Genomic DNA, 13,090 nt, shown 5'->3' with positions numbered 1-13,090 from the left:
GGAGACATAAAAATGAACATCCAATTAAAAATTTTTCTGAAAATCATTGCCATTGCTACATTGATAATAATAGCATATTTCTGGAGGTCAAGAAGGATATCATTTCGTTTTGCTGCAATAAGTATAATAATTGTAGGAATTTTAGCTATTTTTACACTTTTAAAATTAAAAAAATAAAAATTTTATTGATGATGAAAGGGCGCGGGTGCTGACATTGCCTATGATGAAGAACTCACATTTCTGATGATGAAGGCGCCGTGGGCTGACAAAAATGATGAAGAGACTGAGCTCTGATTCTAATAATTAATTTCATATTTATCTTGCTAAATTTTTTAAAGGGGGTGAAAAGATGAAAATATGTTATATTATAGATTTTTTCATTCCTCATTATCAAGGTGGAGGAGAAAGAAGGCTTTATGAAATAGCAAAACGTCTTGTAAGAAGAGGTCATGAAGTTGATGTCCTATGTATGAAAATTAGCAATGTTCCTGAATATGAGAATATTGATGGAATAAATGTGTATCATTTAGGACCAACAATAAATAACCCTCCTTATAGGTCTCCATTAGATTTTTTAAGATTTATAATTTCTGTATTTAAATGGTTAACAACCCATAAATATGATGTTGTGGATGCTCAAGCATTCATCCCATTAATTCCTGCATCTTTAGCTTATATTTTGAAAATACAAAAAAATGTGATAGGTACCATTCATGATGTAGCAGAAGAAAAAAATAAGGAACAATGGATATATTATGGTAGCATTGCTAATTTTTTTGAAAAAATTTTATACAAACTGCCATTTAAGAAAATTATAACAGTGAGCAATGCTGTAAAAAGAATTTTAAATAGAAAATATGGTATTCCTAACAATAAAATTCATGTTGTCTATAATGGTGTTGATTTAAAATTAATAGATTCAGTAGAATGTAATGGCATTGATAAAAATTCAATAATATTTGTTGGAAGATTAATTCCACATAAACATGTTGATGAATTAATAAAAGCTGTTAAATTACTTGTAAATGAAATACCTGATGTAAAATTAAAAATAATAGGCGATGGAGTGGTATCAAAAAATTTGAAAAATTTAGTAAAAAAATTGAGCATAGAAGATAAAGTTAAATTTTTTGGGAAAATAGATGATTACAGCGACGTAATTAAAGAAATAAAAAAGTCAGAAGTTTTAGTTTTGCCTTCAACAAGAGAAGGTTTTGGAATGGTTCTTGTGGAAGCTAACGCATGTTATAAACCAGTGATAGCATATAAGTCAGGAGGCGTAACTGAAGTAATTGACGATGGCATCAATGGGTTTTTAGTCAATAAACAAAATATTTCTGAATTATGTGAAAAGCTAAAATTTTTATTGAAAAACAAAAAAATAGCTAAAAGAATGGGCAAAAATGGACGTAAAAAGGTTGAAAAAATGTTTACATGGGACCAAGTTGTAGAAAAAATTGAAAAAATTTATGTTGTAAATTCTTAAAAAATAAAAAATAAAAAAAGAATCTCTTAAAACCAAACATCAGCATATCCTTCTTCTTTCCCTGTATATCTAGCTATATACCTAAATTCTCCCCTTGGAGCTATGTATTTACTTATCTCCCTCATCTGTGGATTCAATCCCTCAATTTCATATTTTATTCTTAGATTTAATGGAATTCTATATCTTGATGGATTTTTGACAATCATTGTTCCAGATACTGCATATTTAAATGGATATTTACCTAACTCTATTGTTTTTGTTTCATTTGGCTTTAGAGTTATTGTTAATTCCCTATAGCTGACTTTAGTTCCATTAACTGGATTTGTGTAGATTGAGATGTAATATTTTATGGTTATTGTTGATTTTCCTAAGTTTGTTAGGGTTATTGTGAAGGTTTTATTTTGAACAAAACCTTGCACAATTTTTGAGAATACATTGTTACTGATGTCTGCATCTCTGATATTTGTTCCTATTAAATAACCTTCAGCACTGTATGGAATTTCAGCTTTTATTGTATGATTTCCTTCTGGAACAATTTTGTCCCATCTTACAATTTGTGATTCTCCTGCAGAAAGTGGATCTATAAATGTTTCATATACATCATTATCACAACTTATTTTTATTTTGAGTTTAGTTAATGGGTCTATTTTTTTGATATCTGCCTTTCCTAAATTTTTAACACGTACTTCTATTCCTGATGGCTTTGCTGCAATATCTTCAATTGCTAAATCGACAACTAATGGTTTATTGTCATAGTAGTATGGGATGTTACCAGTTCCATCTCCTGTATTATTTCCTGTGTAATTTGACCAATAATTGCCACCTTCAGTTGTATTCCAGATATTATCAACTAATTCTCCTTTTGGATCAGATATTGCAGTTTCGTAGTTAATAAAGTAATTTCCATATATTTTATTGTTCCTAGATGCTGGACCATAAGTACTTTCACTCACTGCTACTTTACAATTTTTGAATATATTATTGGTTATCTCATTGCCTATCATTCCATCTGTAAATAATCCTCCATCACAATTAACACCAATGTTGTCTTTGACAATGTTGTAATCTGATACATCTATGCAAATGGCACCTGACATTCCTCCTCCACCACTGCTGACATTTGCAATATAGTTCCTACAAATTTTGTTATTTGAGGGTCTGAATAGATATATACCTCCATAGGTTGCATTTATAATTCTATTATTTTCAATTATATTGTTTCCTTCGAATTTGTTAAATCCCCAAACGTAAATTCCTATTCCTCCACTATACATTATTGTATTGTTTTTAATAATGTTTCCTTTGGACTCACAAACGTTAATGCCATTCCATGTGTTATTTCTGATGATATTATTAGTTATAGTGTTGTTTGTAGAATTTACTAAGCAAATTCCATTTCCTCCATAGTATTCCCACCCACTGACAAAGGCATTTTGTATTGTATTGTTAGTTATTGTACAACCAGTAACATTTTCCATGTAAATTCCATTTTTTCCTCCAATAATTATAAATCCTTCAATCCACACATTGTTTGCTTTTATTGTTATCGTAGATTTTTCAGAACTTACAGCATTAATTATTGCACTTCCATTAGATTTCAAAGTTAGAGACTTATTTACTAGTATATTTTCTGTATAATTACCTGGACCAACGATTATTATATTGCCATCTGTTGTACTTGGATCATCAATAGCCTCCTGAATTTTAGTGAATGTTTTGCTCGTGTTTAGATTCTTTACTTCTGCAGCTCCTGCAATTCCACTCATTGAAATTACTATCAACAGTAACATCAGCAATGTAAATTTTCTCACTAATTTCACCTCCTTTGATATTAATTAATGTACATTAGAAATACAAAGTTTCTTTCATATATATACATTGTGTTTGAATAATTTTATTTTAACAAAAAAGTTAAATAAATTATTAAAAAGTGTGGAGGATAAACACTTGAAAGATAAAATAGAAATTATAAAAGGAGATATTACGGAAGTTGAAGCAGATGCAATCGTAAATCCTGCGAATTCATATGGAAAAATGGGTGGCGGTGTAGCATTAGCAATAAAAAATCGTGGAGGAAAAGAAATAGAAAAGGAAGCAATGTCTAAAGCCCCTATAGATATTGGCGATGCAATATCTACAACTGCTGGAAAATTAAAAGCAAGATATGTCATACATGCACCAACGATGAAAAAACCTTCCCAACCTACAGATATAGAAACTATAAAAAAGGCGACATCTGCTGCCTTAGAAGAAGCATTAAGATTAAAAGTATCATCTGTTGCTTTCCCCGGTATGGGTACTGGAGTTGGTGGTTTACCAAAAGAAAAAGCTGCTAAATCAATGATTGAAGTAATGAAAAAATTTTTAGAAAGAAAGGGGAAAAAGATTAAAATAATACTTGTAGCCTATGATGATGAATTGTACAATGCATTTAAAAAAGCTAAAGCTGAGTTAGTATAGCTTTCAACTATCCCTCTGTTAAAACAAATTTTCTTAGTTCTCGATCAGTTTCACCTATTATTTCTACTTTATTAGGTATTATTCCATTATTTTCAAGAACTTTTAGGATTTGTGAGGGCGTCACTGTATTATCAACGTCTACAATTACAGAATTTGATTCTGTAGAAACTTGTAAAGCACCTTCTTTTAACAATATTTCTTTTGTTTTTTCTATCTCTGAAGTTTCTATTCTATATGTCCTTATTTTACCTTCTGCAGTTATATCTATATTTTTCCTCTGTAGAGTTATTAACACATGTCTATTCAATGCTTCCTCAACTACTTCTTCATCAATATATTCTTTACCTAATCTTATTCTCACTGCTTGTGCTATTTCAGCTATATCTCTTGCATGAGCAAAAGTTGGTTCTAATCCTTCACCGCCTTCATCAGTTGGTTTATATGTTTTTGTGAATCTTTCTATTGCTTCATCTGTATATAATTCTCCTAATTTATCTAAATTGTTTTTGAATACTTTTGCGATTTCATCTGTTGATGGAGGACCTAAAAATACATGAATTGGTGCTCTCCTCAAGTGAGCTTCGTCCATTATACTTATGTCTAAATTTGTTGAAAAAACTGGTATGAAATGTGAATGAAAACTTACAGGTACTCCTCTTATATAGACAGTATCTATTTTGTTCTCCATAGGTGCTATAAGTCTATTAAGTATTACTTCATGGTCATCTCTTTGTCTTCCTAAATCATCTATTAATAAAACACCACCATTTGCTTTTATAATGGGTGAAGATTCATAAACACCCTTATTATGGTTGTAATTTGTATCTAATTTCTCTAAACTTAACTCAGCACCTGTAAACACAAAAGGTGCATATATTTTAACCCACCGAGGATCTTCTGGCTGTTCTTTACACAATACATGGAAATCAGGATCATATAATTCAACAACTTGTCCTCCAAACTCCACATATTTAGGTATTATTATTGGTGGGAGCAATTTAGACATTTTACTTGTAAGAAATGTTTTACCAGTACCTGGTGGTCCATAAATAAACACACCTCTACCAGATGTACATGAATCTACTAGTGCTTCTTTAGCATGTTCAGCTCCAACAACTCCTTTAAATGCTTCCTCTATAACTTCTTCTGGAATCTCAATTGGAAATCTACCCTTTAATTGAGCCTCCATCACTTTGTAATATCTATCATATGAAACAGGTGCCATCCCTATGTATGGATTTTCTTTCATTATTCTTTCGGCAAATTCTCTTCCTTTTTTAGTAATCGTATAATCAACACTTGAAAATAAAAACCCACCTTTAACTTGTGCACATAATTCTCTTCTCTCTAACTCATGCAAAACTTCTTCCAATATATCTAAATGTAATCCTGTTATCTCCTTTATTTTACTTGTTCTAATAGTACCATGCATTGAAATTATTTTTAAAACAAGATTTTCAACAAATGTGTCTGAAAGATCCAAACTATCAAGGTCTTTTGGCTGTTTTAAAATTTCAAATAATTCAACCATGAGTTCATCATGATAGTAATTATATTCCATATAATCACCAAATTTAGAAAATTCATAGAATCTCTTTTAATTCATCTAATTTTGAGATTACATATATTTTCTTATTTGTTTTATTTTCTAATTTTTTTAAATATTCTTTTTCTTTTTCAGATATATCACCTATTAACACTGCAGACATTCCAACTTTGACAGCGCCTAAAATATCTTCTTTAAGTTTATCCCCTACCATCACTGCTTCTTCAGCTTTTGATTTTATTCTTTTTAAGGCTTCCTTAAATATACCAGGTTCTGGTTTTTCTACTCCAACTTCTTCTGATGTAACTACCACATCGAAGAAATGATGAATACCTAATCTAATCAATTTTTCCCATTGTTTTATTGTTAATCCATTTGATATCACACCTATTTTATATCCTTTACATTTCAGATACAATAAAGTAGGTATTGTTTCTGGAAATGGTTTTAGATGTGCAAATTTAACATTGTGGTATGTTATAACAGCTAAAGCTATCAATAGCGGATCTTCTTTACCTAAGACTCTTTTAGTCAATAAATTGAAATGTTTTCCATAATTAGAACCTTTTTCTTTTATAATATCTCTGAGCAACTTATAGGCTTTAGAACGAGATAAAGGCAATCCTGCCTCTATCATAGCGTCTAATGCTGCCTTACGTGCTAATTCAGCAAATTCAGAAGTATTATAGAGTGTATCATCTATATCAAAAAATACTGTCTTATACATTTTCATCAAGACTATTTTTTATAGGAAAGAATCTAAACTTGCCTGCCTTTCACCATATATAATACTTTTTAAATCTTCATCAGAATATCCTAATGCTTTCATTATTCTTGAAACTGCTGGTAAAACTTGGTGCTCAATATAGTATTGAGGATCATAATCTTCTAGCGAAACATCTTCAATGGGTTCTGCTCTTTCACTGATTGGCCTTGATCCTTTAACTATTATATATCTGATGATTGCTCCGGGATCTATTCTTCTTCCTCTTCTTAAAGCTTTTTTTGCTGCAATCACATGAGGTCCTATTTGTTTATATTCATCCAATTTTTTTGTTATTTGTGTATGTATGACAAGATCTTCCAAATTTAAATTTCCTTCTTTTATGTCTTTAATCACTTTTCTTATAATTTTTTCAGCTTTTTTTGGAGATCCTTCCTTTAATATAGTATATAAAACTTTCTCTTGGGTTTTCTTAGCTATAGGTGCCCAATCACGCCTAACAAATTCTAAACCTTTAACGATGATCTTATCATCTTCTATTAATGCATATCTCTTTTTTGTTACAAAAAAACCTCTTTTGTAGTATCCCTCAAACTCTAATTCCATACTTTCAGGTAATTTTTTATTTATATGATCTAAAAATTCATTCACACGTTTTAATATTATTTCCTTTTCCAAAATCAACACTTCCAAAAAATTAAATTTGAGATATAGTTATTAGCCATTCTCTTTTTTCTCCTCAATTAAAACCCCATTTATAACGCCATCCTGACCTGGACGTGATGTTACTCTTACTTTACCAAGATCAGTTTCTACAATGGCACCTTTAGTTATTATGTTTCTTCTTACTAAATGTGGATTTGCAGGATTTTCAACAACACTTATTATTTTTGCTGGCTTAACTTCATTTGTTTTTGGGTCAGCCACATTTATCTTTTTGTCTGCAGCAACCTTCACTTTTTTATTTCCACCTCTTGTCCTTACAATTTTAATTTTTCTTTCACCAATTTTTGTCATGATGGGTTCTCTGCCTAATTCATGCTTCCTTTTTTTTCTGTGCATTTTTAATCTTCCACCAGTAGGTTTCCTTCTAGATCTACCTTGCCATATTGCCATGTTCAACACCTTTTTTTCCTAATTATAGGATTCATGATAAAATTTTAGATTTATCTATAACCTCAAAAATACGTGTCCTGATATCTTTACATGCTTTATCGATACTAATATTTAAATTTAACTTCAAAAAATAAAAAAATAAAGATTATGATATATGTAAACAATCCAAGAATAAAAAATTTTATGGCCTTATTCACATATTTTCTTTTCAATGTTATTTTCTCCTGAAATTTTTTAATTTCATTGTCTTCTTCATTGATTTGTAAAAACATTGACTTAATACTATAAATTTCAGATGAACTTAAAAAAATTAGAGGAAGTATGAGAAGAAATACAAAGTTTGAAAGCTTCATTAACTGTGTTATGCTTAAACTCATAATGCAAATTATTATACCCTCTATTAGTGCCATTGTAGTTGCTTTATTTTCTAAATTATTATATATTTCAACTAAATTTTTATATTGTGATTTCACTACTTCCACCTCATTAATTTTTAATTCTATTGGCAAGAAGTTTTTAGCGAAGCGTGGAGATGAGTTGAATATAATAGTTATTCAATAAATATAACTTTTAAGAAGCATGATTTGCCCAAACATTGGATGCTTGGGATAAATTTCTACACTTACTAATACAAGCTGGAAAAGCCCCGTATTCAGGAAAGTAAATCCAACGTCAAAAGGATAAGCTATGAAAATAAGTTAAGAGATTATATTAGCATGTAAGATTCTAAAGGATGGAAGAGACAACTCTGATAGCCTTTCAGGATTATTTCATATAAAGAGATAATTTTTCAAACAAGTCTTCTCTATAAAGAAGGGACTTTGTGGAGAAGTTCACTGCTCTACTTTGATTACATGTGCGACTGTTAAAGCAGAAATTATTATATAAGTAAGGAGCGCTGATTCATTGAAACTACGATTAACTACAAAAAGACCTACCATACTTTGAGAAATAAATGCTGATAGTGATCCTATAAGTAATGCCTCTCTGCCTAAATATCGTGTACTTCCTTCAGACCTTTTTTCTTTATATTTTTTTAATATTTTGGATGCTAAAATTGTTACAAATGCTACCCAGACAAGTAAAAACAGCAATGAGAAATAACCTCCATCAAAAGCAACTGCAAATATACCTGGAAGCATATAATCAATGTAATCTTTCTGATTTACGAGTATACCATAAAATATATGATATGGGAGCCTGAGAAAATGTATTAATGTCACTGGAAGTGTTATATATCCATCAGCGCCGCCAAGGCATTCGCTTCCCCAATGACAGGATCCTGGAACATGTCCCCAGAACCGAATATTTGGAAGTACCATTTGTAAACTAGGAATTATATTTTTTTCAACTCTTGATATTCTCACACTAGGACTAAGAACCTCCAAATTAAGTATTCTAGACAAAATTTCTAATACTGTAAATGAGGTAAGAGCAATTACCACAAAATAAGAAATAGTTTTAAATTTTATTTTAGTTTTTGTTTTATAACATTTTGAAATTAAATAATATCCAATGCCAACACCTAATAGCCACATTAACAAGAAAGATCTATGCATAATTCCCCCGGCAATCAATATTATGAAAAATAATAAAATATTGATCTTTGATAAAGATGGGGAAGTTACACCTCTTTCCCTTAAAATTTGTATTCCAGATGTGAGTGTTACCCAACCCAAAATTGAAAGTGGACCAAATGCATGTGTAAATTCTTGATGTGAAACAAATGGTAAAAATAAACATAATGTGTCTAAACTGAATATTAAAGAAAGAAACATTGTCAATAATAAACTTAGTGATAATGCCAATCTCAAGGACACATTTAAAAGATTAAATAAAAAAAGAATTCCTAAATGCACTAAAATTGCCACTTCTAATATAAATTGTAAATTATTTTGGGCGATAATCATTTGTTATCTCCCCATATTCTGCAAAGAGTTGAATATATTTTGAATTATGTTTACAAATTCCTGTAATAACTTGTATATTTGGTCTAATATTCCTGAGCCTTGTGTCCCAGCGATTTCATTTAATTTTTGTTTAAAATTTTGTAAAGTATTCTGTAATTTTTGTGACTCTGTAATTAAATTTGACATGTTATTTACTTGTGATTGTGAAATATTTATACCCATATTGTTTGCTACATTACGTATTATTGTTTTAACTTCTTCAGGATTTTGAATATTTTGTTCTCTAACTTGATTTTTAACTTCTTTAAATAATGCTGCTATTTTTTCACCACTTTGATTAGTTTCATTACTTATTTTATTTTGAAGATTCAATTCTTCGACAGATAATTTCTTAGCAGGTTCTGGTATTGGTACACCTACAGCCACTTCATAAGATTTTAATACACCTGCTAAAGCAGATTCACCAGTTGCTGGCACTGGGGATGTAACTACTACATAACCTTTATCAATTCCTGTGGATTCTAAAGCATTTGCATACATCTCTGGAGTAACAATATTTATTTTACTTTTATCTACTTCAACTTTTATTCCTTGGTTGTAACTTAAATCAACTAATGCACATGAATATATTTGACTTGGAGCATAAATTTTACCTGTTATATTTTTTGATACTTCATTAACCTCAGAAGCTGTTATAACACATATTTTAGCATCTTTGATATTTTTATTGATTTTTGATTGAAAATAACTCAAAACTTTACTTTTATAATATTTATTTGAGTTTGTTGCTTCTCCTAATGTCACTAGTAGATTGGACATTGCATACAATGGGCTTGATAAACAAAGCAATATCATTACAATAATTAAAATTTTTTTCATTTTCTCACCTTTTTCTTTTAGAATTTTTACAAATAACTTATTAGAAGAATTAAATTAAGTTTTTTGTTTTTTAAAATAAAAAATTAAAAAATAAGAAAATCATTTCTCCGGCCTTCTCAATAGATATCCTACTGCTATTAATGCAATCAATATTATAACAGCAATTATTCCTGCAAATGGAATTCCTGGCTTTCCAATTCCCTTAGACACTGGTGTAATCTCATATGCTTTACCTGCTGCTCCAGCAGCTTGAGCTGCTCCTCTTGCACCAATTTCACCACCAACTTTACCTGAAGGACCTGAAATCCCACTTATGGATTCATGTATTGGAATTCCTAATCCTGATATATATGGTATTATCCTTGTAAAAATCGAACTTCCAGTGATTACATGAGATATTAAAGTTGAAACATTTGTTGGACGAGTTACTTGAGTTGGATATGAAATTGGTAAAACGGAAATTAAATCTGATAATTGACGATTTGGTAGTTCCATGATAAATTTGAGTACATTGCCTGAAGATAAATATTTACTACCTTTTAAAATTACGCTTAATTCATCCCCAGTAATATATTTCTCTGTCTCTTTAGTTAGTATATATGGTGAGGCCACTCCTTTAGGATCTTTTCCTTTATACCAGTCTATATATGCTTTTAATGAATTTGTTCCTGGATAGAACTGTGGCCACTTAAATGTAATTATCACTGCCTTTCCAATGTTTAATTTTTCATTCCAGATAATGAGTATACCTTCCATGTTTCCTCCATTAATGGATGGAGATTGGGTATCATTGTCACTTAATCGTAAATTATAGTAGGTCCCAGCTCCTGGTGATACACCAAGTAGCAACAATATACCATCATCTTTACAATAATCCGTAGTAGTAATGTAAATATATTTTTCATCTTTCCCTCGTGGAAAATTCTGGAATATATAATTTGTTATTAAATAAGATGGGGAAACTCCTGGACAAATGTGGTTGTGGAATAGATAAACCATCAACATATCAAAAGGCGGTTCGTAGGACCATCCATTAGAAATTGTGACTACACTGTTCCAATTTTTGAATATTTTAGAAACTGATGGGTTGGTATAATTCCATCCAGGTCCAATGTCGTATATTGGACCTTTTGTATCATTAATTACAACTAATCCTTTCTCTGGATCATAGACAATTTGGATAGCAAAAAGTAGATTATCATCTTTGGTTATATTGAATTTAAATTTTCCAAAGCCGCCTATTTTGCCTAATATACTTGAATTGTATTTACCATCTTTTAATATAAATGTAAACCATATTGGACTCCATAGTGCACTGTGCACTGGTAACAAAGTTCTTCTACTCAACCTTGAACCAAGGATGTCATATATACCATCCCACATTGGGCTTGTATCTTGGCCATTTAATCGTGCATAACCAGCTGAAGTTAAAACTAAAAAGTTAAGATTGTCCTTTTCAACATTTATTCCACACTGTTTAAATATATCCACTGCCAACCTTGCAGCTTCTAATCCAATTGTTTTTAATTGATCATAAGTTAGATTACCTTTTTTCTGCATGAAGTTTTCTGGTGTTGCATTCACTAAATTTGTTTGATTTAAAATGTAACTCATGTCTAATCCATGTGCACTTTGAACTGTACGTCCACTAGTACCACCTGCAAGATAATTTACTTGTTCTTCTGTGAGATTGTCAAATGCATACAAAATTTTCACTAATGATTCTGGATTATTTATCAATTTTTTAACAAGCCATGAATTGAATTTAAGTTCGATAGGTGTATCTTCCTTAATATTTAGACCATAGATTTTTTTGAATTCTTCTGCAAGTTCTTTTACATCATATTTCATCACAATTAAAGTTCCTTTTTTGTTGTTTGAATCCCAACGTATAAATCCTACTATATTTGGATCATTGGTGGTATTGTAGCCTATGTATGCCCTCTTTCCTGGTGTTGCATCCATTGAATAAACAAAAACATCGTCATCTGATCCACCTGGGACACCAAGGACAATGTAACTAACTCCTTCTCCCATAGCCCCTCCTTTTGGAGGATAATATTTAAGCAATGTTTCTACCATTGCATATCCACATATTGTACCAGCACATAAATGTCCATGAAATGCAGCCTCTCTTAATATATCTGCTGAAACTCCTAATGCCCAAGCATTGGCAATACTTGCAATACTAAATGCAATATCTTTTCCTAAACTGTTACAAAGTTTGGAATATTCTTTCATACTCATATTTTCAGATATTGTGCCTATATAAACAGGTGAAAAACTAGCATTTCTGAAATAGGCCATAGTTATATTTTTACCTTTTTTAGTTATAAATGCAAAGTCCAATGTATCTAGTGCAGTTTTTCTCAGCAGAAGAATGTTTCCTCTACCAAAACTTACAGAATTCCCAAGTTCATTTAAAATACCTTCAATTGCATCTTCTGTTGTTTCATTTTTATATTTAACATGTCCAGCTGTTGTAATAACAAGTATGTTATCAGAATTTTTAAAATCTAAAAATTTACTAGCTCTTTTTGTTATTTCTCTGCCAATGATATAACTTTCCTTAGCATTCATATTTACTGACAACACTGCTTTACCACTTTGATCCACAACGAAATTTCTGGTTACAGGTTGATAACCAGGAGCTTTTATAGTGATTAAAAATGGTTTTTGAATATCACCTTGAAATCTCACAATCAAAGAAGTATTGTTTTCCATGTATTTATTAAAATTTAAACTCTCATTATCGGCTTTAATATCAATCGTTGGATTTACAGTTTCATTGTATTGCCATTTTAAATTTATTTTAACTTCACATGTTTTATTTTCAGCAAAAGCCCCTGAAATCAATAAAAACACTGCAAACAATGCAATCACTAAAAACTTCCTCAACTTTTCACCTCCTTTTTTGTTATTACTACATGAGGAATTATTGAGTAATACATTATATAAAATTTTTTATT

The 13,090-nt window shown here is 30.4% G+C and carries 12 protein-coding genes; 3 read left to right on the top strand and 9 right to left on the bottom strand.

Annotation, left to right across the window (positions count from 1 at the left end; translation table 11 throughout):
• The first annotated feature begins 12 nt into the window (after positions 1-12).
• Positions 13-177 (top strand): hypothetical protein, encoded by a 165-nt coding sequence (locus ACZ5LY_RS06505; protein WP_013413308.1) that lies wholly within the window; start codon positions 13-15, stop codon positions 175-177.
• A gap of 172 nt (positions 178-349) precedes the next feature.
• Positions 350-1,486, top strand: a complete 1,137-nt coding sequence (locus ACZ5LY_RS06500) for a glycosyltransferase family 4 protein (RefSeq protein ID WP_464577488.1) — start codon at positions 350-352, stop codon at positions 1,484-1,486.
• Between the two features lie 26 nt (positions 1,487-1,512).
• Here the strand turns inward: ACZ5LY_RS06500 and slgA are convergent, their stop codons facing one another.
• Entirely contained in the window at positions 1,513-3,297 is a 1,785-nt protein-coding gene (gene slgA / locus ACZ5LY_RS06495) for a cell surface glycoprotein SlgA (protein ID WP_464577486.1), read from the bottom strand.
• A gap of 136 nt (positions 3,298-3,433) precedes the next feature.
• Here slgA and ACZ5LY_RS06490 point away from each other — a divergent pair, with 136 nt between their 5' ends.
• Positions 3,434-3,946 (top strand): macro domain-containing protein, encoded by a 513-nt coding sequence (locus ACZ5LY_RS06490; protein ID WP_464577484.1) that lies wholly within the window; start codon positions 3,434-3,436, stop codon positions 3,944-3,946.
• Positions 3,947-3,953: 7 nt separating this feature from the next.
• Here the strand turns inward: ACZ5LY_RS06490 and ACZ5LY_RS06485 are convergent, their stop codons facing one another.
• The 8 genes from ACZ5LY_RS06485 to ACZ5LY_RS06450 form a co-directional block, all read right to left on the bottom strand.
• A complete protein-coding gene (locus ACZ5LY_RS06485; RefSeq protein WP_464577482.1) occupies positions 3,954-5,507 on the bottom strand; it encodes an ATP-binding protein in 1,554 nt (517 codons plus the stop codon).
• Between the two features lie 22 nt (positions 5,508-5,529).
• On the bottom strand, positions 5,530-6,219 hold the full coding sequence (locus tag ACZ5LY_RS06480; RefSeq protein ID WP_013413303.1) for a TIGR02253 family HAD-type hydrolase: 690 nt from the start codon (positions 6,217-6,219) through the stop codon (positions 5,530-5,532).
• A gap of 18 nt (positions 6,220-6,237) precedes the next feature.
• Entirely contained in the window at positions 6,238-6,909 is a 672-nt protein-coding gene (locus ACZ5LY_RS06475; RefSeq protein WP_013413302.1) for a DNA polymerase domain-containing protein, read from the bottom strand.
• A gap of 24 nt (positions 6,910-6,933) precedes the next feature.
• On the bottom strand, positions 6,934-7,332 hold the full coding sequence (locus ACZ5LY_RS06470; protein WP_013413301.1) for a 30S ribosomal protein S8e: 399 nt from the start codon (positions 7,330-7,332) through the stop codon (positions 6,934-6,936).
• A gap of 104 nt (positions 7,333-7,436) precedes the next feature.
• On the bottom strand, positions 7,437-7,805 hold the full coding sequence (locus tag ACZ5LY_RS06465; protein ID WP_013413300.1) for a hypothetical protein: 369 nt from the start codon (positions 7,803-7,805) through the stop codon (positions 7,437-7,439).
• A gap of 360 nt (positions 7,806-8,165) precedes the next feature.
• Positions 8,166-9,242, bottom strand: coding sequence for a hypothetical protein (locus ACZ5LY_RS06460; protein WP_013413299.1), 1,077 nt, complete (start codon positions 9,240-9,242; stop codon positions 8,166-8,168).
• Positions 9,243-9,245: 3 nt separating this feature from the next.
• Positions 9,246-10,121 (bottom strand): DUF1002 domain-containing protein, encoded by an 876-nt coding sequence (locus ACZ5LY_RS06455; RefSeq protein ID WP_013413298.1) that lies wholly within the window; start codon positions 10,119-10,121, stop codon positions 9,246-9,248.
• 99 nt (positions 10,122-10,220) lie between these two features.
• Positions 10,221-13,019, bottom strand: coding sequence for an FmdE family protein (locus ACZ5LY_RS06450; protein ID WP_464577479.1), 2,799 nt, complete (start codon positions 13,017-13,019; stop codon positions 10,221-10,223).
• Positions 13,020-13,090 lie beyond the last annotated feature (71 nt).

Source organism: Methanothermus sociabilis (assembly GCF_055392295.1).
The sequence above is the reverse complement of the archived record's forward strand: the minus strand, read 5'-3'. Positions and strand labels throughout refer to the sequence as shown.